The sequence below is a fragment of the Halomonas sp. 707B3 genome (assembly GCF_024158645.1).
Classification (GTDB): domain Bacteria; phylum Pseudomonadota; class Gammaproteobacteria; order Pseudomonadales; family Halomonadaceae; genus Vreelandella; species Vreelandella lionensis.
The window spans coordinates 1-21,999 of sequence record NZ_JAMZBE010000028.1 but is presented as its reverse complement, the minus strand read 5'-3'; the positions used below and the strand labels follow the sequence as shown (position 1 = coordinate 21,999).

The 21,999-nt window shown below is 53.1% G+C and carries 21 protein-coding genes; 9 read left to right on the top strand and 12 right to left on the bottom strand.

The window, feature by feature from the left end; all coding sequences use genetic code 11:
- Nucleotides 1-6 precede the first annotated feature (6 nt).
- Both BIS10_RS05970 and BIS10_RS05965 read right to left on the bottom strand, forming a co-directional pair.
- Entirely contained in the window at nt 7-366 is a 360-nt protein-coding gene (locus BIS10_RS05970; RefSeq protein ID WP_044630258.1) for a RidA family protein, read from the bottom strand.
- Between the two features lie 81 nt (nt 367-447).
- Nucleotides 448-924, bottom strand: coding sequence for an Lrp/AsnC family transcriptional regulator (locus tag BIS10_RS05965; protein WP_044630259.1), 477 nt, complete (start codon nt 922-924; stop codon nt 448-450).
- Between the two features lie 197 nt (nt 925-1,121).
- Between BIS10_RS05965 and BIS10_RS05960 the strand changes: the two genes are divergently transcribed.
- Nucleotides 1,122-2,807, top strand: coding sequence for a 2-isopropylmalate synthase (locus tag BIS10_RS05960; protein ID WP_253503401.1), 1,686 nt, complete (start codon nt 1,122-1,124; stop codon nt 2,805-2,807).
- Between the two features lie 57 nt (nt 2,808-2,864).
- Here BIS10_RS05960 and BIS10_RS05955 read toward each other — a convergent pair whose 3' ends face one another.
- Complete coding sequence (locus BIS10_RS05955; protein WP_253503398.1) at nt 2,865-3,719, bottom strand: universal stress protein; 855 nt, start codon at nt 3,717-3,719, stop codon at nt 2,865-2,867.
- Between the two features lie 176 nt (nt 3,720-3,895).
- Here BIS10_RS05955 and crcB (BIS10_RS05950) point away from each other — a divergent pair, with 176 nt between their 5' ends.
- From crcB (BIS10_RS05950) to BIS10_RS05940, 3 genes are read left to right on the top strand one after another with little or no spacing between them, the layout of a single operon-like run.
- Nucleotides 3,896-4,273 (top strand): fluoride efflux transporter CrcB, encoded by a 378-nt coding sequence (crcB, locus tag BIS10_RS05950; protein WP_253503396.1) that lies wholly within the window; start codon nt 3,896-3,898, stop codon nt 4,271-4,273.
- 13 nt (nt 4,274-4,286) lie between these two features.
- Entirely contained in the window at nt 4,287-4,682 is a 396-nt protein-coding gene (gene crcB / locus BIS10_RS05945) for a fluoride efflux transporter CrcB (RefSeq protein WP_253503393.1), read from the top strand.
- 7 nt (nt 4,683-4,689) lie between these two features.
- Nucleotides 4,690-5,655, top strand: a complete 966-nt coding sequence (locus BIS10_RS05940; RefSeq protein WP_253503426.1) for an arsenic resistance protein — start codon at nt 4,690-4,692, stop codon at nt 5,653-5,655.
- On the opposite strand, the gene cfa is transcribed toward BIS10_RS05940, so the two are convergent.
- The 3 genes from cfa to BIS10_RS05925 form a co-directional block, all read right to left on the bottom strand.
- On the bottom strand, nt 5,648-6,808 hold the full coding sequence (gene cfa / locus BIS10_RS05935) for a cyclopropane fatty acyl phospholipid synthase (protein WP_392567154.1): 1,161 nt from the start codon (nt 6,806-6,808) through the stop codon (nt 5,648-5,650). The two genes, BIS10_RS05940 and cfa, sit on opposite strands and share 8 nt — an antisense overlap.
- 170 nt (nt 6,809-6,978) lie before the next feature.
- Complete coding sequence (locus tag BIS10_RS05930; RefSeq protein WP_253503390.1) at nt 6,979-7,836, bottom strand: universal stress protein; 858 nt, start codon at nt 7,834-7,836, stop codon at nt 6,979-6,981.
- A gap of 19 nt (nt 7,837-7,855) precedes the next feature.
- Nucleotides 7,856-9,346: a SulP family inorganic anion transporter gene (locus BIS10_RS05925; RefSeq protein ID WP_253503387.1), complete on the bottom strand. Its 1,491-nt coding sequence runs from the start codon at nt 9,344-9,346 to the stop codon at nt 7,856-7,858.
- A gap of 502 nt (nt 9,347-9,848) precedes the next feature.
- On the opposite strand from BIS10_RS05925, the gene BIS10_RS05920 reads away from it, so the two are divergent.
- Nucleotides 9,849-10,862, top strand: a complete 1,014-nt coding sequence (locus BIS10_RS05920; protein ID WP_253503384.1) for an isocitrate dehydrogenase — start codon at nt 9,849-9,851, stop codon at nt 10,860-10,862.
- A 2-nt stretch (nt 10,863-10,864) separates the two neighbouring features.
- Here BIS10_RS05920 and BIS10_RS05915 read toward each other — a convergent pair whose 3' ends face one another.
- Nucleotides 10,865-11,641 (bottom strand): ZIP family metal transporter, encoded by a 777-nt coding sequence (locus tag BIS10_RS05915; RefSeq protein WP_074210196.1) that lies wholly within the window; start codon nt 11,639-11,641, stop codon nt 10,865-10,867.
- A gap of 56 nt (nt 11,642-11,697) precedes the next feature.
- On the opposite strand from BIS10_RS05915, the gene BIS10_RS05910 reads away from it, so the two are divergent.
- The 3 genes from BIS10_RS05910 to BIS10_RS18885 all read left to right on the top strand — a co-directional run bounded on the left by BIS10_RS05910 (nt 11,698) and on the right by BIS10_RS18885 (nt 13,992).
- Nucleotides 11,698-12,267, top strand: a complete 570-nt coding sequence (locus tag BIS10_RS05910; protein WP_253503381.1) for a sigma-70 family RNA polymerase sigma factor — start codon at nt 11,698-11,700, stop codon at nt 12,265-12,267.
- 15 nt (nt 12,268-12,282) lie between these two features.
- Entirely contained in the window at nt 12,283-12,489 is a 207-nt protein-coding gene (locus tag BIS10_RS05905; protein ID WP_253503378.1) for a zf-HC2 domain-containing protein, read from the top strand.
- Between the two features lie 234 nt (nt 12,490-12,723).
- The gene (locus BIS10_RS18885; protein ID WP_301281979.1) at nt 12,724-13,992 is read left to right on the top strand and encodes a PAS domain-containing methyl-accepting chemotaxis protein; all 1,269 of its coding nucleotides are present in this window, start codon (nt 12,724-12,726) and stop codon (nt 13,990-13,992) included.
- 59 nt (nt 13,993-14,051) lie between these two features.
- On the opposite strand, the gene BIS10_RS05890 is transcribed toward BIS10_RS18885, so the two are convergent.
- From BIS10_RS05890 to BIS10_RS05880, 3 genes are all read right to left on the bottom strand, one after another.
- Nucleotides 14,052-14,702 (bottom strand): peroxiredoxin, encoded by a 651-nt coding sequence (locus tag BIS10_RS05890; RefSeq protein ID WP_253503376.1) that lies wholly within the window; start codon nt 14,700-14,702, stop codon nt 14,052-14,054.
- A 102-nt stretch (nt 14,703-14,804) separates the two neighbouring features.
- A complete protein-coding gene (locus BIS10_RS05885) occupies nt 14,805-15,842 on the bottom strand; it encodes a CNNM domain-containing protein (protein ID WP_253503373.1) in 1,038 nt (345 codons plus the stop codon).
- Nucleotides 15,843-15,940: 98 nt separating this feature from the next.
- Entirely contained in the window at nt 15,941-17,866 is a 1,926-nt protein-coding gene (locus BIS10_RS05880) for a diguanylate cyclase domain-containing protein (RefSeq protein ID WP_253503370.1), read from the bottom strand.
- Nucleotides 17,867-18,207: 341 nt separating this feature from the next.
- Here BIS10_RS05880 and BIS10_RS05875 point away from each other — a divergent pair, with 341 nt between their 5' ends.
- The gene (locus tag BIS10_RS05875; protein WP_253503368.1) at nt 18,208-19,479 is read left to right on the top strand and encodes a PAS domain-containing methyl-accepting chemotaxis protein; all 1,272 of its coding nucleotides are present in this window, start codon (nt 18,208-18,210) and stop codon (nt 19,477-19,479) included.
- 114 nt (nt 19,480-19,593) lie between these two features.
- Here the strand turns inward: BIS10_RS05875 and BIS10_RS05870 are convergent, their stop codons facing one another.
- Together BIS10_RS05870 and BIS10_RS05865 are read right to left on the bottom strand one after the other, a co-directional pair.
- A complete protein-coding gene (locus BIS10_RS05870) occupies nt 19,594-20,274 on the bottom strand; it encodes a Fe2+-dependent dioxygenase (protein WP_083024213.1) in 681 nt (226 codons plus the stop codon).
- Between the two features lie 22 nt (nt 20,275-20,296).
- Nucleotides 20,297-21,999 (bottom strand): TonB-dependent siderophore receptor (locus BIS10_RS05865; RefSeq protein ID WP_253503365.1); only part of this gene is annotated, 1,703 nt, incomplete at its 5' end.

Below are 21,999 nucleotides of genomic sequence, written 5' to 3'. Positions count from 1 at the left end.
TAGTGGTTACGCGTCCACAGCGGTGGTGACGGTAATTTCCACTTTTAACTCGTCGGCAGGCATTGGCGCGCATACGCAGGTGCGTGCCGGTGCATAGCCATCTGGCACCCAGGCATCCCATACTTCGTTCATCGCTGCGAAATCGCCACCATCTTTCAGGTAGATAGTGGCACTTAGCAGCTGCTCGCGGCTGGAGCCAATCTCTTTTAGCAGCGCATCTACCCGCGCCAGCATGCTCTCGGTTTGCGCTTTGATGTCGCCATGGCGCGCCTCAGGACCCGCCACCTGACCACATAAATAGGCAACGCCCTGGTGAATCACGGCGCGGCTCATACGAGCTTTTGTATCATGACGCTGAATGCTCATAGATTAATCTCCTAAGAAGATGAAAAAAACCAGTGTAAACCGCCACCAAGCCGCTGCCTATGCTTCGTTAGCCAACGCGCATTAGGTGGGCACGGGACGATGTTCAAACACGCGGCGCAAAACGAAGCTCGTATGGGCCCCGGTCACCCCTTCAATTCGGTTGATGACGTGCAGCAGCAGGTGCTGGTAATCATCCATATCCTTCACCAGAATTTTGAGCTGAAAATCCGCCGCTTGCCCGGTAATGATCAAACACTCCACCACGTTGGGGATAGTGCGAATATGTCGCTCGAAGTTATCAAACCGCTCAGGGGTGTGCTGGTCCATTGAGATGTGCAGCAATGCCATCAGCTGAAACCCCAGCGGGCGCGCATCCACCACCGCACGGTACTGGGTAATCAGCCCATGCTCCTCCAGCGCCCGCACCCGGCGTAAGCAGGGCGATGGCGAAAGGCCAATACGCTCGGCCAACTCCTGGTTACTAATGCGCCCTTCCACCTGTAGCACATCCAGAATACGCCGATCAAAACGATCCAGCGTCAAGGGTGATACCGTCATAGCCGACAGCTCCTACCAATAAAAAAGTATATATTGATACATTCTGCCACTTACTCTCAATAATGCCATTTTTTCGCAATAACCTTTCAAGGCAAGTTGAGTAAACTGGTGTGACTGTCACAAGCAGGATCGTCTTAAAAGCGGCTGACGCCACAAGCGGCCGCCCTAAACAACTCAACGTTTTCAGGAAACTTACCATGGCTGCTTTTGATCATCGCAAATATCGCCCTGCTCCGCGGGTGCCCGCCTTTAACCGCCAGTGGCCCGACCGGGAGCTTACCCACGCTCCTATCTGGGTAAGCGAAGACCTACGCGATGGTAACCAAGCCCTACTGGAGCCCATGACAGTTGAGCAAAAGCAGCGCTTTTGGCACCAGATTATTAAAGTGGGCATTAAGGAAGTCATGGTGGGCTTTCCCTCCGCCAGCCAGCCGGATTACGACTTCGTGCGCTGGTTGATCGAAGAGGATCAAATTCCGGAAGATGTCACCATTGCCGTGCTGGTACAGTGCCGCGAACACCTGATCGAAAAAACGTTTGCTTCGCTGGTGGGCGCCAAACGCGCCATTATCCACCTGTACAACTCCACCTCGACCATCCAGCGGGAGCGAGTATTCGAGATGGACCGCGATGGTATTACCGATATCGCAGTGCAAGGGGCGACCTGGGTAAAAACCTATGCCGCGCAATATCCAGACGTTGATTGGCGCTTCCAGTACTCGCCGGAGAGCTTCTCCAGCACGGAAATCGACTTCTCGCTGGCGATCTGCGAAGCGGTGATGGAAGTATGGCAGCCCACCCCAGACAACAAGTGCATTCTTAACCTGCCCACCACGGTAGAAGTGGCTGGCCCGCATCATCACGCCGACCAAATCGAGTACTTCTGCCAGCACATTAGCCGCCGCGACAGCGTGATTATTTCCGTTCACACCCACAATGATCGTGGCGGTGCCGTGGCCTCGGCTGAGCTTGCCCTGTTAGCGGGTGCCGACCGGGTAGAGGGCACCTTGCTGGGTAACGGCGAACGCACCGGCAATATGGATATTGTCACGCTGGCGATGAACCTCTACAGCCAGGGGATTGACCCCGAGCTGGATCTTTCCAACCCGGATGAAATCATCCAGGTGGTTCACGAATGTACCGGCATTACGATGCACCCCCGCCACCCCTGGGTAGGCGAAATGGTCTACACCGCCTTCTCAGGCAGCCACCAGGATGCGATTCGCAAATCGCTCAAACACCAGAAACCCGATGAGCCGTGGCAAGTGGCCTACCTGCCGATCGACCCCCACGATATTGGGCGGGATTACCAAGCGGTCATTCGGGTGAACAGCCAGTCGGGTAAGGGTGGTATGGCCTTCCTACTGGAGCGCGACTACGGCATTAACCTGCCCCGCTGGATGATGCTAGCGCTGGCCCCTTACGTGCAGAAAGAGAGCGAGCGCCGTAACAGCGAGCTCTCTAGCGAGATGATTCGCCAAGTGATGTTCGATAACTTCTCCCATGACGCACCGCTAGCGCTGGCCGACTACCGGCTCTCGAAGGGGCAGCAGGAAGGTATCGATATGACGCTGTGGCAGGGTGCCGAAACGCTGCGCTTATCCGGCACGGGAAATGGCGCGATGTCATCATTCACTGACGCCTGGAAGAAACACACCGGCACCCATGTGGCCATTCTCGATTACAGCGAGCACTCGCTAGGCGGCGACAGCGAGGCCAACGCCATTGCCTTCGTGCAGCTTAATATTGATGGGCAGCGCATCTGTGCCGTGGCGGAAGATAGCGACACGGTCAGCGCCTCGCTTAAAGCGGTGCTATCGGGGATTAACGCAGCGCAACCAACCCGCACCACTCAGCCAGAGGTCGCCACCAGCCTCGCGTAAGCCGCCTGGCCGCCGCTAAGGGGTAGCGGCTGGCCAGGGTTTAGCGTCAACCGCTATTCAGCGCAGTATCAACACCGGTAAATGCGCGTTACGCAGCATTGCCGTGGTGGTGCTGCCCACCAGCAGATGACGAATGCGCGAGTGGCCGTAAGCCCCCATAACGAGCAGGTCAATGTCCTTTTCTTGCTTATAAGCGCGCAGCGTCTCTTCCACCTCACCGGCGCGAATAGCGCCTTCGGTTTGGTGGCCTGCGGCCCGGAGGGTATCCATAGCCCACTGCAGCTGCGAGTGATTCTCTGCCGTCTCTGCGCCCACAATCACCACATGGCATGATGCGTCATCAAACAAGGGGCTTTTCGCCAGCATTTCAACGCCTTTTCGCGCTGTTTTGCTGCCATCGAAGGCCATTAGCACGCGTTTGGGCAGCGTAAACGCCTTCGGCACCATCAAGATGGGACGGTGGAGCTCACGTACCACGCGCTCAAGGTTAGAGCCCAAGTGGCCGCTGGCTTGGTGGGCCGTTTCCCCTCGCTTTCCTAGCACCAGCAAGCGGATCTCTTTTTCATGCTCGGCCAAGGTATCCACCAGGGTGCCATTGCGCTGCATACAGGGCGGCTCTGCAAACCCAGCCGCTTCTACCCGCGCTTTTGCGGCATCCAACATCAAGCGCCCCTGCTGGCGAGCAAGCTTGCCGCGCTGCTCTTCAATATCCGAGAGCTGTTCCAGAAGATGTTCTCGCGTGCCCAGGCCTAGATGGCCGGTTAAGTCAGGCTCCGCCACCTGCGTGTGGTTATCAACGGTGTGAAGAAAACGCAGCGGTGCCGAAAGCGCCGTGGCTGCCCAAACCGCATAGTCACACACACTTTCTGAATAGTGGGACCCATCAATGGCTGCTAACACGTAATCAGACATACTGGCTTCTCCTTGAGAGGGTGCACCAAACGTTGTCGTTATTCTGACTCTGTTGTACACGAAGACGTTGGACAGCAACACCGTCAGCGGCACGTTTTTAGGCGCTCCGACCTTGATGGATACAGATGCTACAATTAGCCGCCTATCAATAGATTCATCATAGGGCGAGGAGCAGCATGGGACATGGCATCACCAGCGTATTACTCGTGGCACTGGGCGGCGCACTGGGGGGTATCGGGCGCTTTGCCATTTCCAACGCGATGGCTCATGCGCTGGGTAAAGCCTTCCCCTGGGGAACACTCTGCGTCAATGCTAGCGGAGCGCTATTAGCAGGTTGGCTACTAGGCGTTTACGGCGTGGCTAATACGCAGTCGCTTTGGCTATTTGCGGTAGCAGGCCTGTTAGGCGGCTATACCACGGTGTCGGCGTTTAGCTTGCAGACCCTTGAGCTGTGGCAGCGCGGCCAGGCAATTCGCGCCGCGCTCAATATGGTCGCTACGTTACTATTAGGCATCGCCATGGCAGCGCTAGGCTGGTGGTTGGCCCAGGGTTAGCAAGGAGTCCTTGATGAGTATCAACGCCTATCTAGCCGTCGGCCTTGGCAGCGCTATGGGAAGCGTGCTGCGCTATAGCGTTTCGCTGGCTTCTATGGCCGTTCTGGGTAGCCACTTCCCCTGGGGAACGCTATTGGTAAACGTGCTGGGCTCCTGCCTCATCGGCTGGTTAGCCGCGACAGCTTCACGCGCGCCACATGGCAAACTGGCGCGCCAGCAGCCGCTGTTAGTGGCCGGGTTTTGCGGCGGCTTCACTACCTTTTCGCTCTTCAGCCTGGAAACGCTGCACTTGGCACAGCAGGGCAGTCTAGAGCTCGCACTGCTTTACGGCATAGGCAGCCTGCCCCTCTGTGTATTCGCCGCCTGGATGGGCGAGCGTTTGGCCTTTTTAAACCAACCAGCGGCCTAATCTCTTGATACGCGAACAGCTTGAGCAGCAGCAGTCCTGGGTTTATCTGGCTTTTATCGTGCTCGGGCTTTGCCTGGGCCTACTGGCCCCGGAACAAGTGGCAGCGCTTGAGCAGGCGCTATGGCCGCTGCTCGGTTTACTGCTCTACGCCACTTTCACCCAAATCCCGCTACTGCAGATAAAGCAAAGTCTCCAAGATATACGCTTTATGGCGGCGTTATTAATGGGTAATTTTATTGTTATTCCTGCGCTGCTGGGATTGTTGGTAGTGTGGCTGCCCCTGCCGCCGCCAGTACTAGCGGGTATCTTATTGGTGCTGCTAATGCCCTGCACCGACTGGTTTATTACCTTTACCCACTTAGGCAAAGGCGATGCGGCACGCGCCATTGCTGCCGCCCCGCTTCTGCTATTGGTGCAGATGGTCGCGTTACCGGCCTACCTGTGGCTGTTCTTAGGCAGTGAGTGGCTTCATTTAACCCTATCGCTCGCACTATTGAGCGCCTTTTTAGGCATTATCGCTCTTCTTCTGTTACTCGCTTGGCTCACGGAGCATGCGGCACGCAGGTATGTAGCGGTGGAGCGCACCACCCACGCACTTGGCCTAATGCCAGTACCGTTGCTGGCAGTCGTCGTGTTGATTATCGCAGCGACTCAGGTCACGCAGGTGCTAGCGCTACACACACTGCTATGGCAGGCAGTGCTCATTTTTGTGGGCTTTCTCATCGTCGCAGGGCTGTTGGGCAGGGTGCTCGGCGGGCTGTTTAAATTACCGCCCGCTAGTGCCCGGACGCTGGCATTTAGCTTTGGTACGCGTAACTCCTTTGTCATGCTGCCCATTGCCCTAACGCTGCCCAGCGGGTGGCAGGCTGCCGTAGTCGTGATTGTTTGCCAATCGCTCGTCGAGCTATTTGGCATGGTGGCCTTTATCCGCTGGGTGCCAGGCAAACTGCTGCCGGAGCGAGTGGTTAGCTAACACGGGAATATCCGCCAAGCACCCCCTGTTTGCTCATCACCAGTTGCCAGAGATGAATTTCCCTGGCGCGGAAAGCTCCTGCACAAAGCAGCAGATAGTAGCGCCACATGCGGTAAAAATGCTCGCCAAACTGCTCTTTAAATCGCGGCCAGTGGGTCTCGAAATTATGGTGCCAAGCCATTAAGGTGCGATCATAGTCAGCCCCGAAGTTATGTATATCTTCAATAACAAACAGTGCTTCGGCGGCGTCTGTGATTTGCCCTAAGGTAGGCAACTCACCATTGGGAAAAATATACTTATCAATCCAAGGGTCGGTCACGGTATTGCTTAAGTTTTTACCAATAGTATGCAGCAAAAATAGCCCATCATCTTTTAAGCAGCGGTGGACAACACTCATATACTCGCGATAATTTTTATGACCTACGTGCTCAAACATACCGATACTCACCACGCGGTCAAACGTCTCGCTTTCATCACGATAATCCTGCAGGCGAAACTCTATCGGTAAGCCCTTTCTTAGCAGCCGCTGCCCGAACTCCGCCTGCTCCTTAGAAATGGTCAGGCCCACACACTCCACCCCATAATGCTCGGCAGCGTAGCCCATAAAACTGCCCCAGCCGCAGCCGATATCCAGAACACGCATCCCTGGTTTTAGCTGGAGCTTACGACAAATAAGGTCAAGCTTGGCTTCCTGGGCTTCATCCAGCGTTTGGGCATGTTTCCAGTAGCCACAGGTGTAGGTCATCCGCTGGTCGAGCATCGCGGCATAAAAGTCGTTGCCGAGATTGTAGTGCTTCTCCCCTACTTCCCACGCCCGCTTCGCTGTTTGGCGGTTGAGCAGGCGTGAACGTAGCGAGTGGTAAATCAGCTGGGTGGGCTTAATGCGTTGGCCAAGCTGGGCACGCATGATGCGGTAAAACAGCTCGTCTACCCGTACAGCATCCCACTCACCCCGCATGTAGCTTTCGCCAAGCCCCAGATTACCTCGCGAAAGAGCGCTATCGATAACGCCGGGTGCGTACAGCTGTATATCCCAAGGGCGGCTCCCATCCAGTTGGATGCCAGCCTCGCGCAATAGCTCGGCAATAAAACGGTGAGAGGGTGAGGTTGCATCAAAGCCAATAGGCGATTTTTCCAACGTTGGCATGTTCACGGCAGGCTCCTCGCTATTCCAGAGAGTGGATAGGTAACAACCTGCCTAACAGCATAGTATCGAATAGCACAGTATTGCACTGCAGCATTAACACCTTCCCACAAAAAAGCCGGGCTACTCGCAAGAGCAGCCCGGCTTAAGCGCTTTTAATAAGCACTTTTAATAAGCGGTTAACGCAGTATTAACACAGGTATCCGGCTGCTTCGAAGCATGGCCGTGGTGGTACTGCCTACCAGCAAATGGCGAATGCGCGAGTGCCCGTAGGCTCCCATCACCAGCAGATCAATGCCGTTTTCCTGCTCATAGGCTTGCAACGCATCATCCACCTCACCCGCGCGGATGGCGCCTTGTGCCTGATGCCCCGCTTCGCGCAGGGTGTTTAGCGCCCACGCCAGCTCACTGCGGTGCTCGGCTGTTTCTGCTCCGACAATCAGTACATGGCAGGTTGCCCCCGCAAATAGCGGTGAGCGGGCCAGCATCTCCACCCCTTTGCGGGCGGTTTTGCTGCCATCAAAGGCAATCAGCACCTTTTCCGGGCGCTGAAAGGCTTTCGGCACCATCAAAATCGGGCGATGCATTTCCCGCACCACCCGCTCTAGGTTGGCGCCCAGGTGCCCACTGGCTTGATGGGCGGTTTCGCCGCGCTTGCCTACCACTAGCAGGCGCACGTCTTTTTCCAGCTCTACCAGTGTTTCCACTAGCGTGCCGTTTAACTGGCGGGTTGTGGGGCTACTTACCCCATCTTCCACCGCCCTGGCCTTGGCCGCTTCGAGCATCAGCTTGCCTTGCTCACGATTTACCCTGGCACGCTGCTCATCAAGCGCTGAGAGTTCTTCCATCAGCTTTTCGCGGGCACCGAAGCGCAGGCTGCCGGATAAATTTTGCTCTTCGGGCGCTCTGGAGTGGTTATCCACTACGTGCACAAAGCTTAGCGGCGCATCCAAGGCCAGGCTTGCCCAGGCGGCATAGTCGCAAACGCCTTCGGCAAATTGGGAGCCGTCAATGGCGGCGAGTACGTGTTCAGTCATGCTGTTCTCCTTGCCTGGTTTAGTGGCCGCCCATCAGTTTTTCAACGGCTTCCGGGTCGTTGTGAACGGCGTAGCGGTCCACCACGGTGGCGCTTGCTTCGTTCAAGCCCACTAGCTCGACCGCGGTGCCTTCACGGCGGAATTTAATCACTACACGGTCAAGCGCTTGAACGGCGGTCACATCCCAGAAGTGCGCCTTCGATAGGTTAATGGTCACCTTATCGATGCTCTCTTTGAAATCAAACGCGGCCATAAAGCGCTCGGACGAGGCAAAAAACACCTGCCCAACCACTTGGTATTCGCGCTCTTTACCGGCCTCTACTTCTTGAGAGCCCACGTACATGATGTTGCCGACTTTATTGGCGAAGAACATCGCCGCCAATAGCACGCCCACAAAAACACCGATGGCTAGGTTATGGGTGCCTACCGTGACCGCCACAGTCGCCAGCATAACGATATTGGTGCTCATCGGGTGCTTTTTCAGGTCGCGGATGGACTCCCAGCTAAAGGTACCAATCGAAACCATAATCATCACTGCGACCAGCGCCGCCATGGGGATTTGCGACACCCAATCCGCCAAGAACACCACCATCAGCAGCAACACTACGCCTGCAATCAGCGTCGATAAACGCGTCCGGCCACCCGATTTAATGTTGATCACCGACTGGCCAATCATCGCGCAACCGGCCATACCGCCCATTAAACCAGCGCCAATATTGGCCACCCCTTGGCCTTTACACTCGCGGTTTTTATCGCTGGGCGTGTCAGTAAGATCATCCACAATCGTGGCGGTCATCATGGATTCCAGCAGGCCAACGACTGCCAGCATCACGGCGTAAGGGAAAATAATCATCAGGGTTTCAAGATTTAACGGCACGTTCGGCCATAGGAAAACCGGCAGCGTATCCGGCAGCTCGCCCATATCGCCCACGGTGCGAATATCCATACCGCTCACCATATACACCACGGTCAGCACCACGATGCACACCAGCGGCGAAGGAACCGACTTGCCAATCTTCGGCAAATAAGGGAACAAGTAGATAATCCCCAGGCCGGCCAGCGTCATGGCATACACATGCCACGTCACGTTGGTAAGCTCCGGCAGTTGCGCCATAAAAATCAGGATCGCCAGCGCATTCACAAACCCGGTGACTACCGAGCGGGAGACAAAGCGCATCAGCTCCGCCAGCCGCAGGTAGCCCGCGATAATTTGCAGCACGCCGGTCAGCAGCGTGGCGGCCAGCAAGTACTCCAGGCCATGCTCTTTCACCAGTGTCACCATCAGCAGCGCCATCGCCCCTGTGGCCGCAGAGATCATGCCCGGGCGACCACCGGTAAAGGCGATAACGACCGCAATACAGAACGAGGCATAAAGCCCCACTTTCGGGTCCACGCCCGCGATAATCGAAAAGGCGATCGCTTCAGGAATTAGCGCCAGCGCGACGACAATACCTGAGAGCGTGTCGCCCTTAATGTTAGAGAACCACTCATGCTTACTGAAAAGTGCCATTCAGGGAGTCCATGGTTAGGGGTTTAAAGACATTGCGCGCCGCAGCCGCACACAAAGGCAGCCCAAGAGCGCACGTTAGTAATAGATTGTCGGATGAATGCTACCAATCGAAGACGCAAACGCGCCGATAGCCAAATAGCGGCAACGGGGTGCCATAGCACCGATATAACGCGAAGAGCGTTATGGCGCTAATTAAGGAGGGAGAACCTAGGGTGGAGTCATCAGCCCTGGTGTCGGCAGAGCAACGGCTGCCATTGCATTGTTCATTACAGATAAACCTTGCTGTTCTATCATCGTTATTCAGGCGAGATGGCGGCAGCTAAGTGCGTTCCAGTCGCCTTGAGCGCGGCATTCTACCAGCAAACAGGCCAATTCGCACCCGTCACCCTAGACGTTTAGACGATGACCTGATCCCTAAGCTTGGCTTACCATGGCACTCAAACGGCGGCCCCACCGCCCTTTCCTCGCCACTTTCTACCTTACCCAACGAGAGGAACCGCACATGAGCCAGACAGTAGCAGTGATTAAAGGCGACGGCATCGGCCCTGAAATCATGGATGCCACCCTGCAAGTGCTAGACGCCCTTGAGTGCGGGCTGGACTACGAGTTTATTGACGCGGGCCTGGTAGCGCTTGAAAAACACGGCACGCTGATTCCTCAAGCCTCGTTGGATGCCATTGAAAAGCACGGCATTGCCCTGAAAGGCCCGCTCACCACGCCGATTGGTAAGGGCTTTTCATCGATTAACGTGCAGCTACGCCGCCACTTTGACCTCTATGCCAACGTGCGCCCCGCCATCAGCTTTCCCGGCACCCGCTCCCGCTACGATGATATCGACATGATCACCGTGCGGGAAAACACTGAAGGGGCTTACCTCTCCGATGGCCAAGAGATGCTCGACGACGGCAATACCGGCATCTCGGTGATCAAAGTGACCCGCAAAGGCTCCGAGCGCATCGTGCGTTACGCCTTTGAGCTAGCCAAACAGAATGGTCGCAAGAAGGTCACCGCCGTTCACAAAGCCAACATCATCAAGACCAGCTCCGGCCTGTTTTTAGACGTTGCCCGTGAAGTGGCCAGCGAGTATCCCGAGATCGAATTCCAAGAGATGATCGTGGATAACGCCTGTATGCAGCTGGTTATGAACCCTCACCAATTCGATGTGGTAGTCACCACCAACCTGTTCGGCGATATCCTCTCCGACCTGTGCGCTGGACTCGTGGGCGGTTTGGGCCTCGCCCCAGGGGCGAACATCGGTGAAAAAGCGGCCATTTTTGAAGCGGTACACGGCTCGGCACCCGACATTGCAGGCAAGAAAATTGCCAACCCTTGTGCGCTGCTATTAGCCGCTGCTCAGATGCTCGACCACCTCGGCATGACCGCCAAGGGGGATGCCATTCGTCAGGGGATTCGCGCTGTACTGGAGAACCGCCGCGATATGGTCACACCCGATATGGGCGGTACCGGCACCACCGATACCTTCGCCCAGGCGTTGGTGGAGCACTTAAAAGGCTAAACCTAGCCCAGCCATACATCGAGAAACAGCATGATCACCAAGCCCATCGCTAGGCCAAACGTCGCTTTCTTTTGATGGCCGCAGCGATGGGTTTCGGGAATGATTTCGTGGCTAATCACGTAGAGCATGGCACCTGCAGCAAACGCCAGGCCCCAGGGCAACAGCACTTGAGAAACGGTGACGACGCTGGCGCCAAACAGCCCGCCAATCGGTTCAATTAACCCCGTTAGCGCCGCAATCGACCAGGAGCGCCACTTGGAGTAGCCTTCCCCCATCAGCGCCACGGCTACCGCTAACCCTTCCGGCATGTTCTGCAAGCCAATGCCAATTGCCAGCGGCATTCCGCCCTCTAAGCCATTGGCACCAAAGCCAACGCCGACCGCCAAGCCTTCCGGCAGGTTGTGAATTGCAATGGCAAACACAAACAGCCATACCCGACGCAGCGAAGCAGCCTCCGGCCCTTCCCGCCCCTGTTGAAAGTGCTCGTGGGGTAAGCGTTCGTTGAGCAGTGCAATCGCCGCCATGCCCAACAAAATAGCGGTGCACACCAGTGCCGCCGGAATTGGCCCGCCCGAATAGTAGATCTCTGCGGCATCTAGCGCCGGAATAATTAGTGAGAAAAACGACGCAGCCAGCATCACACCTGCCGCAAAGCCCAACGCTAAATCACGAAACCCTCGGCTGGGTGTTTTTCCCAGCAGCACAGGCAGCGCCCCAACAGCAGTTAACAACCCAGCCACTAAACTGCCTAAAAATCCTAATAACAGCGTATTTTCCATGAATATCGTAAACTCGATGTGCGATGAGAAGGAACCAACAACGACAAGGGGACACTGTGACCATCACCGCTTCACTGGCCGCCACGCATTTCAGCTACATGCGCCCTCGCCTACTTGCCTTTGCGCGCTTACAGCTAAGGGACTCAGCCGCCGCCGAAGATGTCGTTCAAGAAACTTTGCTGACCGCCTTTGAAAAAAGCACGACGTTTGAAGGCCGCTCAGAGTTTGAAACCTGGGTATTTGGCATCTTGAAATTCAAGATTCTAGATCAGCTACGCCACCAGAAAAAACAGGGGCGCTGGCAGCCGCTAGATGACGACCTAGACGACGATACCCTAGACCGCCTGTTTGAAGCCAATGGGCATTGGCAACCCAACGCTCGCCCCAACGACTGGGGGAAGCCAGAACATGTATTGGAAAATCAGCACTTTTGGCAGGTGTTTGACGCCTGCATGCTCGCACTACCCGATAATATTGCTCGTATCTTTAGCCTGCGCGAACTTATTGGGCTATCAACCGAGGAGATTTGTAAGGAAACCGGCGTCTCTGAAACTAACTGCTGGGTTATTTTACACAGAGCACGGCTGCGCCTAAGAGAGTGCTTAGACAACGGTTGGGTTCGTTAGCAGGAGGAGATGCACATGCTAATGTGCCGGGAAGCGACACGCTTGATGTCGCTCAAGCTTGATAGAGCACTTACCTTCAAAGAGCGCACCGCACTGCGCTTTCATCTGTCTATCTGCAGTGCCTGCCGCGCATGCGCGCGTCAGTTTGACCTACTGCATCATGTGGGTGACCACCATCCTGCCACTCCCACTCACCGTGAAGACAAGCAGCATGATACATAACGCTTTTTAGCATACCGCCATGCCCGGGGAAGCCTGTATATCTGGCCTATGTACTCAGGGTTCTTATCTACAAAAACTCTTTTTACAAGCCTATAAAATTTAACTTTAATAAAAACAAGTACATAGAGTTACCGTTGTTACATTTTGTGCCATAGCGATACAGAACAGTGTTTTTTATAAAAAACTGGTCTATTCTAAGCGCATTTACAGCGCTGCACTTGAGACCTTGCCATCATGTTAAGCCCCTTTGCCTCTGGAGACTTACGTAGTGCGCTTCACGAGCACACTGCCTGTATCTACTTTTCACCTGAAGGCATCATTCGGGATGCCAGCCCGCTGTTTCTCGAAACGGTTGGCTATACGCTTGAGCAAGTGAAAGGGCAGCATCATCGGCTATTCTGTTTTATTGAAGAGACTCGCAGCAGCGAATACAGCAATTTTTGGCAAGCTTTGGCCGCTGGCGAGAGTCAAAAAGGACACTTTAGACGCCTCAATGCGCATGGTGAAGAAGTGTGGCTAGAAGCAACCTATGTGCCGATTAAAAACCGGCGCGGCAAAGTCATACAGGTATTCAAAGTGGCCAGTGATGTCACTGAAAAACACCAAAAAGCGTCCCGTGAACGAGCGATTTTGCAGGCGCTGAACAACTCCATGGCAGTAATCGAATTCACTCCCGATGGCCACATTTTAAACGCTAATAAGAATTTTGAGCAGGCCATGGGCTACCCGCTTCATAAGATACGCGGCGAGCACCACCGCATGTTTTGCGCGAAAGAGTTCTATCAGCAACAACCTAACTTTTGGAAGCAACTGGCTAATGGTGAGTTTAAACAGGGCAAGTTTATGCGCCTGAATGCTCAAGGCCGCGTTGTATGGCTAGAAGCTACTTATAACCCTATCGTGGATAACGAGGGCAAGGTAGTAAAAGTGGTGAAATTCGCTACCGATATCACCCGCGCGATTGAAGCTAGCGAAGCCGCCAAGGCAACGGTAAGCAGTGCTCGCACATCCTCTAATCAAACGGAGCGCATCGCCCAAGAAGGCTTAGAACACTTACACAAAGTGATTTCTCACTTTCAACATGCCAGCGATACGTTAGGAAATGCCCAGGAACTGATCAGCGCATTGAACAATCAAGCAGAGCAGATCAATAAAACGGCGAATACCATCGCCCAAATTGCCAGCCAAACCAATCTGCTCTCTCTAAACGCAGCTGTTGAAGCGGCTAGAGCGGGCGAGCAGGGGCGCGGCTTTGCCGTAGTGGCCAACGAAGTACGCCAGCTAGCACGAGGCTCTAGCGAAGCCGTCAATGAAATTACCCGGGTACTCAAAGAGAATAGCGCGCTAGTGCTACGCACCACCGAGGCGATGCAGCGGGTAGTTGAACAAGGCCATACCAGCCAAACTAGCGTGCAAGAAATCGAGTCGATTGTGAATGAGATACTTCAGGGGGCTCAAAGTGTCTCCCACTCTATCGAACGCCTAACGCTAGAACCCGCCTAACATAAAAAAGCCCCGACAGTGGCACTGGCGGGGCTTCCAATCGACTGCTTTTCGCGCGATTAACGCAGCTTGGTCTTGCGCAGGTAAGGCAGCACAGCGTCAAATTCACCAAATTTCTGCTTGGCGTCCTCGTCTGAGACGCTGGGCGGAATGATGACATCCTGGCCGACCGTCCAATCCGCCGGGGTGGCAATGCCATGCTTTGCCGTGGTTTGCAGCGCATCCAGCGCACGCAAAATTTCGGCAAAGTTACGGCCTACGGTCATCGGGTAGGTCATGGAGAGCTTTAGCTGCTTATCCGGGCCGATGATGAAGACCGAACGCACGGTGGCGCTGTCCGCTGGCGTGCGGCCATCGGGCAGGTAGGCATCTTCCGGCAGCATATCGAACAGCTTGGAGACTTTGAGGCCTTCATCAGCAATGATGGGGAAACCCACGCTGCTGCCGCTCGCGGTTTCGATATCGCCTGCCCAGCGCTTGTGGTCTTCCACGCCGTCAACAGAAACACCAATTACCTTAGTGCCGCGCTTTTCCCATTCGGCACTCAGTTTCGCTACTGCGCCAAACTCAGTGGTGCACACCGGTGTGAAGTCTTTGGGGTGCGAGAAGAGAATCGCCCAGCTATCGCCGATCCAATCGTGAAAACGAATCGGCCCTTGGCTGGTTTCTGCTTCAAAGTCAGGCACGACTGCATTGATACGTAATGACATCGTTGCTCCTCGTTAAAGTGAAGTGGCTCTCATACCTTATATGACTTTCAACGCCTTCACTATAGAACGTTTCACGCTAAGACAATGAGGTTATGGCAGCGTTCACTCTGCCGGTTTCACATTCTTATCTTCGCGTTTAATGCGTTTGACCCAACGCTGTTTCGCGTAGTGGCGCAGGTTCGCCACGCTGTCGGTTTCATCGACGATATCTTGGCCGAGAATGGTCTCAATAATATCTTCCAGCGTGATTAGCCCTACAAAAGTGCCATGCTCATCGTAAACCACCCGCATGTGCAGGTGATCTTTCAACATGGAGGTAAATACCTGCTCCACATTATTGGACACCTCGACGCTACCAATGGGGTGCATCAGCTCACGCATCGTTTTGGTGTCGTCGGCGTGGTACATATCCGCCTTGTGTACGTAGCCAAATGCCTGTTCGCCGTTATCCATCACCGGGAAGCGAGTAAACGGCGCTTTACCGTACTGCTCGTCAAATTCGCTAACGGTCATGTTCGGTGGCACGGTCTCACACACGGTGCGAGGCGTCATGGCCTTATTCACCGCAATGTCGTGCAGGTTGAGCATGTTGATGATGGTGCGCGACTCATCGGCGTCCAACACTTGCTCTTCCAGGCCAACCCGCGCCAGCACTTTGATCTCATCGCGCAGATCCACGTCATGCTCTGACTTACCTAAGCGGCGGGTAATCTGCTCCGACATCCAAATAAACGGCAGCAGACCCATAATCATCGGGTTGAGCAGCTTCGGCAACAGCGGCGCTAGGCCACGCCAGTAGGTAGCACCGATCGTCTTGGGGATGATCTCTGACAGAATCAGAATCAGCATGGTCATCACGGCAGAGACAATCGCAATAGATGACTCACCAAACACGACCGCTGCCTGAGCGCCCACCGCCGTTGCCCCGACCGTATGGGCAATCGTATTGAGCGTCAGAATCGCGGCAAGCGGCCGATCGATATTGGTTTTCAGTTTGGTCAGCGCGGTGTGAAGTTTGGGATTGTCTTCTTTTTGCTTGGCAATATAGCTCGGCGTAATCGACAGCAGCGCTGCCTCAAGAATAGAACACAGAAAGGAGAACGCGATTGAAAAGGTGGCAATCGTGATGAGGAGGAACATGGAAGCTCTAGGTAGTGGGTGAAATAGCGTTATAGAGATTCAACAAAGAGGTGTCAATCATTAGCCTAGGCGAACCACCTGCCCTTTCGCTAGCTAACCTATGTGAAATTTGTAGCCATACTCGGCATGTGCCACCTGACTCGGTTACGCCCCTCTTTCTTTGCGCGGTAAAGCGCCAGATCAGCATATCGCAGATCATCTTCCCAGCGATCAGCGCTCCTCTGCGAGCTAACTTGGCACGCACCAATACTTACCGTGACATTGACCTCTCCTTCACTAGTCGCAATCGGCTCTGCGGCAATCGACTCACGCAACACCTCAAGTATGGAGGCACCCTCTGTATCATATAAACAGACACCAAACTCCTCTCCTCCCATTCTTGCTACTAAATCTCCTGAGTTTAAAAAAGCACTTAAACGAAAGGCAACCTCCTTAAGCACTTCATCGCCCGCCTGATGACCATACTGATCATTAACCAACTTAAAATAGTCAATATCAATGATAGCAATAGTAAAATATGATGCTTTTTGAGAATAAAACCCAGATACACGCTCTATAAAAGCTCTACGGTTAGGCAGCCCGGTTAGCACATCAGTTTCAGCTAAGTAACGCAATTTTTGCTCAGCTGAATAGCGAGATTTCTCAACTTCAAATGCATAAAAAAGTGCCCCCAACGTATCTAATAACGGCTGCAGAAATAGGGCATCTTCCTCAGTATAATCTTCTGCTTTGTTGGCCAAACCAATCATACCAACGGTTTCATTACCAATCTTAATAGGCAGCCCTAAAAAGCGCAGTAAGGGCGGGTGCCCTGATGGCGTGCCACGTGAGGCATAGTGAGGGCGATTAGCAATCAACACGTTACCGCTGGTCACCACATGGCCAAACAAATTATTTAGATCATTAAAAAACAGCTCACCCCGCTGGTAGGCACGATACAGTTCGTTGGCTTCTTCACTCCAACTAATGTTGGAAAGTGCATGTATAAACAGTGCCTTAGAGTCTTCTCCCTGTACCATTATTTGGCCAATCAGCCCAAACTGGCTTTCAGCAAGCGACAAAATTTCATCAAAAATCAGCTCGCAGGAATGACGGATATTCTTCTCATGAAGGAAGACACTCTGCGCTCGATTCATAAAGTTAAGCAACTGCACCTGCTTACGCTCACGTAGCTCAGCGTTTTTCTTTTCAGAGATATCACGGGTGATACATGACAAACGCAAAGGGCGACCGGCAATATTATAGGCGACTACGCGACCATAAGTGTTTACCCATATCCAGCGGCCATCCCCATGGCGCATCCGATAATCCACGTTGAGTGCTGAACCATCGTTGGCTAAATGGCTCCGAATCGCGTTATTAAGCCGTGTAAAGTCGTCGGAATGAACCAAACTTTTCCAGAAATTGGAGAAATTTTCTACCTCATTCAACGCCAAGCCCAACAGATCACACCAACGCTGATTGAACACATTGCGGTCAGTGGAAATTTTCCAGCCCCAAATTCCTACATCATCAGCAGGCTCGATGATCATAGATAAATCACTTTCGCTTATAAAACATTTTTGTTTATCAGCAAGATGCACATAGTGACTTATAAAATAGCTAAGCGACTCCAAGAAACGTAGGTCTTTGGAAGAAAGCGTGTTGGGCTTATCGTCAATTAAACAAATAGCACCCACCTCTCTTTCATCCACCATCAGCGGCACGCCTGCATAAAAGCGAATGCATGGCTCTGCAAGTACCAATGGGTGGTCGCAAAAATCTGGATGAAGGCTTGCATCTTCAATCACGAGGGGCGCACGAAGCGCTAGCACATGGCGGCAGAAGGCACCCTCTAACGCAGCAAAATCTACATTAAGTCCAGATTTGGCAATAAACCATTGTTTTTGAGCAGCAATCGAAATTAACGCTATGGGGAAATCAAAATAAATAGCCACGGATGCAATCAAGCTATCCAACGTTTCCGTGTCAACCGAAGTCGCAGCTTTACGTTCACTAACAGAGTGCCATTGCTTGTTTAACATGACATTGTGCCTTTACAACGCTGAACAAGAATCCCCCTAAAAAATTAGCTATTCTTTATCGGACATTTAACACCTACCTGTCAAGATTGATGAAACGCCGCCCGAAAGGCCTCATTATTATCAATTACTTACAAAATTAAATTTAAATTCTGCTCACACTTTATTCGCTATAACAATGTTATGAAACGCATCCACACTGAAACACAATAAAAAATAATAAAAAATTACTATTAGAGGTAATAAAAATTACCAATATAAAAAAACCATGCCATATTAACCTTAGGTACCTACCCCTTGTGCCTGATCCTCTTATGACCTGACTAAAGACAGAGAAGGCAAAAATGTATATCAATCTTCTTAACTCGCCTCTTTATAGTGCGCTACTTAACCACACAGCTTGTATTTTCTTTACACCTCAAGGGGTTATCAAACATGCCAGCCAAGCATTTTTAAAAGTGATGGGGTGCCGCCTGGAGGATATCCAAGGGCAGCATCACCGTATCTTCTGCGATGCCGCTGAAGCACAACGCCCCGAGTACCAACAGTTTTGGCAGTCGTTGGCCTCTGGCGAAAGCCACCACGGACGATTTCGACGCTTTAAAGAGAACGGTGAAGAAGTTTGGCTAGAAGCCACCTACCTGCCTATTTACTCGCGTACCGGCAAAGTGACGGAAATTTTCAAAGTAGCGAACGAGGTAACCCAAAGCCACCAGGAAGCCCAGCACCAAGATGCGCTACTAGAAGCGCTGCACCGCTCCATGGCCGTGATCGAGTTCTCGCCGGAAGGCTATATTCTCGATGTAAATCAGAATTTTGAAAGCGTCATGGGGTATCAAAAAGCCGAATTGATTGGCAAGCATCATCAAATGTTCTGCCGCCCGAACTTTTACCGGCAACAGCCTAACTTCTGGCAAAACCTTGCTAACGGTGAATTCAATAAAGGCCGCTTTGAGAGGATAGACGCACAGGGCAAATCCGTATGGCTGGAAGCCACCTACAACCCTGTGAAAGATGCCAGTGGCACTGTGATAGAAGTGGTAAAGTTCGCCAGCGACATTACCCCTTTAGTAGAAAAAGCCAACGCCACCTCAGGCACCATCAGTTCAGCACAAAGCAGCACTTCACAAATTGAACGCACCGCCAAAGATAGCCTGGACCACTTAGATGAAATGGTGAAAGGCTCAGAGCAGGCAGCGCAAACCCTAGCAAAAGCACAAGAACTGATCGACGCGCTGCACAAGCAGTCGCAAAGCATAAATGCGATTACCGAATCTATCGCCAAGATTGCCAGCCAAACCAATCTACTTTCTCTTAACGCCGCAGTAGAAGCCGCCCGCGCAGGCGAACAGGGCCGAGGCTTTGCAGTAGTCGCCAACGAGGTACGCCAACTCGCCAAGGGCTCCACCGAGGCGGTTGCTCAAATAACGCAGGTGCTAAAAGATAATAGCAGCCTAGTGGAGCGCACCACCCAAGCCATGCAACAGGTCATTCAACAGGGTAAAGCCAGCCAAACCAGTGTTAGTGAAATTGACGCCATCGTGAATAAAATTCTGCAAGACGCCCGCAGCGTGGCGCGCTCCATCGAACAGCTAGCGGCCGATACGCATATCTAGCCGCACCGATTTTCATGCACAGGGATGTGCACCCTAATCAAAAAAAGCCAGCGCGTATGGCGCTGGCAATCAATCGAAAGAAAGCGAGTCCTCCTAGCTCCAACATTCACTCCATTAGCACTCTGACCACATTCTGACAAGGTTGTTATACGTTCCCGTTAAAGCTACTAGCTCTTTATTGGACTCGCCCTGTGCGGCTCGCAGTGCGCGTAACGCGTTATCCATCTCATACAGCAAACGCCGTTGTTCGGTGTCCCGAATAAGGCTTTGCATAAACATATAACAGCCCAACCGCTCACCTTGAGTAACCGGCGTCACTTCATGAAGCGTGCCCGAAGGGTACGTCACCAAACTGCCTGCAGGGAGCTTAATCGTCTGCTCGCCGAAGGTATCGGTTATTTTTAGCTCTCCCCCCTCGTATTCGCTGGGGTCCGATAAGAAGAGCGTGGCCGATACATCGGTACGCAAATAGCTGCCATCCGGCAGCGAGCGTAACGTGCTGTCAATATGCTGGCCATAGTGGCTATCTTCTACCGTGTAGCGGTTAAAATTAGGCGGTATGATTTTAAAGGGCATCACCGCACTCATCAGTTCTGGGGTTCGGTTGAGTGCTCGCATGACGAGTACACGAAGCTCTCTGAGCACCTCAGAACTTTCCGGTATTTGGAGATTTTTCTTCACCTGCCGTGCCTGTGGGCCGGCACTTATTCCACGTGCCCACTCGGCTGCGTGCAGCTGGCGGCGAACCGCCGCCAGCTCTTCAGGTGTCAGAATATTTTCAAAACTGACAATCATCACAAGCCTCTACATAGGTGGCTTAAAAGTCATAACGCAGCGTGGCAATGACATGACGGCCAGGCCCAGGTATGCCCTGAGCTCCGCCCTCTGCTACTTGAGAAATGTACTCTTCATCCATCAAGTTAAAGCCATTCACGCGCAGTTGTAGCTCTTCATTAAATCGATAGGCAGTAGACGCATGAAAAAGTGAGTAACTATCCACACTCACCTGACGACGACGCGCACCCGGTTCTGATGCTACGTTATTGACTTGATCGGCCACATACTCCATACCGCCCCCAATGGTCCATTGAGACGTCACTTCGTAGTCTGTCCAGAAGTTAAACGTATGCTCTGGCGTTCCTCCTAAGCGTGAACCAACTTCCCAGGCATTATTTGAACTCAGCACTTCGGAATCCATAAAGGTGTAGCTAGTGTAGAGCTTCCAGCCAGGAGTCAGGCTACCCATCGCACCTATTTCGAACCCTTCTACACGCTGCTCGCCATCCAGCACATTCAACAAGTCACCGCCACCAGCGGCAGGTGTTCGAGCATTGGTTTTATCGGTGCGGAACAGCGCAGCACTCACCAGCAAGTTGTCTGCTAGGTTCCATTTAGTGCCTAACTCATAAGCAACGGTTTGTTCGGGGTCTGTATTAAATGCGTTTAAATCAACTATATCTTCTCGACCGCCACTTAACGCATTGCCGCCGCCCGCTAGCTGTACAAGGCCTCGGTCAAAGGTACCCGTTACATCAAAGGCGGTTCCTACCGATGCATAAACACTGCCATTATCAGTAGGCGTGAAGACTAACCCCAAGTTACCGCTCCACTCACTGTCGGTGCGAGAAATAGGGCCAATGGGGTCAACCCACCCGTAATCCGTCGCGGTAGATTCGACGTGATCCCAGCGCACGCCAGCGTGAACGTCCCATTTAGGATCCAATGCCACAGTATCGAGGGCATACAGACCAATCTGCTCAGACTCTAAGCGATGGCGCGTGCCATCATAAGGCACTTCTGGGCGGGTACGCGGCGCAGGGTTATAAAGATCAGTAGCTGGACCTCTTACATCCGGGCGACGATCATTTTTAATATCGACGTAGCCGACCTCTGCACCCAGCACCAAATCATGCTGAAGCGACCCCGTATCGAAATTTACCACTAAATCTGTTTGGTTGAAGAAGGATGTGTCTGTTTGATCACGAGGCTTTAAGTCACCGCGTACCTGTACTTGAGAAAAATCACCGCTCCCGAAGGCTGTTTCAGGCACGATTAAGCGTGGCGATGACGTTAAGGAATCGTTCTCAACACGACTGACTCGCAGCTGGTTACGCAAGCTCACCTGTTGATTAAAGCGATGCTCTACTGCTAGGCCGAGCTGATTCACATCAATGTCTTGATAGTCATCTACATGGCCAAAATAGTCGCTGTAATCTATTCCCGGTGGTAAAGCACCGGTGTAGTAACCGTCGCTAGCACGCTGCCCACTGGCTGTGCGGCCATTAGCACCTAGCTGACTGGCATCACCACTAAAACCTTCACGGTCAAATGGAATCCCTTGGTCGGGCGTGTTGTTTTGGCGAGTATGTAAAAAGTCGACCTCCACCTGGGTGTCGCCCTCTAGCCCCCACACGTAAGCGGCGTAAACACCTTGGCGCTCTTGATCAACAATATCGCGTCCTGGGTTATCCTGCGTATGACTCATTACGTTAATACGCAGCGCACTGTTATCGTCAATGC

What these genes read in the sequence shown, in the direction of transcription:
- BIS10_RS05970 (WP_044630258.1), bottom strand. Translation starts at nt 366, where the DNA reads ATGAGCATTCAGCGTCATGATACAAAAGCTCGTATGAGCCGCGCCGTG.
- BIS10_RS05965 (WP_044630259.1), bottom strand. Translation starts at nt 924, where the DNA reads ATGACGGTATCACCCTTGACGCTGGATCGTTTTGATCGGCGTATTCTG.
- BIS10_RS05960 (WP_253503401.1), top strand. Translation starts at nt 1,122, where the DNA reads ATGGCTGCTTTTGATCATCGCAAATATCGCCCTGCTCCGCGGGTGCCC.
- BIS10_RS05955 (WP_253503398.1), bottom strand. Translation starts at nt 3,719, where the DNA reads ATGTCTGATTACGTGTTAGCAGCCATTGATGGGTCCCACTATTCAGAA.
- crcB (WP_253503396.1), top strand. Translation starts at nt 3,896, where the DNA reads ATGGGACATGGCATCACCAGCGTATTACTCGTGGCACTGGGCGGCGCA.
- crcB (WP_253503393.1), top strand. Translation starts at nt 4,287, where the DNA reads ATGAGTATCAACGCCTATCTAGCCGTCGGCCTTGGCAGCGCTATGGGA.
- BIS10_RS05930 (WP_253503390.1), bottom strand. Translation starts at nt 7,836, where the DNA reads ATGACTGAACACGTACTCGCCGCCATTGACGGCTCCCAATTTGCCGAA.
- BIS10_RS05925 (WP_253503387.1), bottom strand. Translation starts at nt 9,346, where the DNA reads ATGGCACTTTTCAGTAAGCATGAGTGGTTCTCTAACATTAAGGGCGAC.
- BIS10_RS05920 (WP_253503384.1), top strand. Translation starts at nt 9,849, where the DNA reads ATGAGCCAGACAGTAGCAGTGATTAAAGGCGACGGCATCGGCCCTGAA.
- BIS10_RS05915 (WP_074210196.1), bottom strand. Translation starts at nt 11,641, where the DNA reads ATGGAAAATACGCTGTTATTAGGATTTTTAGGCAGTTTAGTGGCTGGG.
- BIS10_RS05905 (WP_253503378.1), top strand. Translation starts at nt 12,283, where the DNA reads ATGCTAATGTGCCGGGAAGCGACACGCTTGATGTCGCTCAAGCTTGAT.
- BIS10_RS18885 (WP_301281979.1), top strand. Translation starts at nt 12,724, where the DNA reads ATGTTAAGCCCCTTTGCCTCTGGAGACTTACGTAGTGCGCTTCACGAG.
- BIS10_RS05890 (WP_253503376.1), bottom strand. Translation starts at nt 14,702, where the DNA reads ATGTCATTACGTATCAATGCAGTCGTGCCTGACTTTGAAGCAGAAACC.
- BIS10_RS05885 (WP_253503373.1), bottom strand. Translation starts at nt 15,842, where the DNA reads ATGTTCCTCCTCATCACGATTGCCACCTTTTCAATCGCGTTCTCCTTT.
- BIS10_RS05880 (WP_253503370.1), bottom strand. Translation starts at nt 17,866, where the DNA reads ATGTTAAACAAGCAATGGCACTCTGTTAGTGAACGTAAAGCTGCGACT.
- BIS10_RS05875 (WP_253503368.1), top strand. Translation starts at nt 18,208, where the DNA reads ATGTATATCAATCTTCTTAACTCGCCTCTTTATAGTGCGCTACTTAAC.
- BIS10_RS05870 (WP_083024213.1), bottom strand. Translation starts at nt 20,274, where the DNA reads ATGATTGTCAGTTTTGAAAATATTCTGACACCTGAAGAGCTGGCGGCG.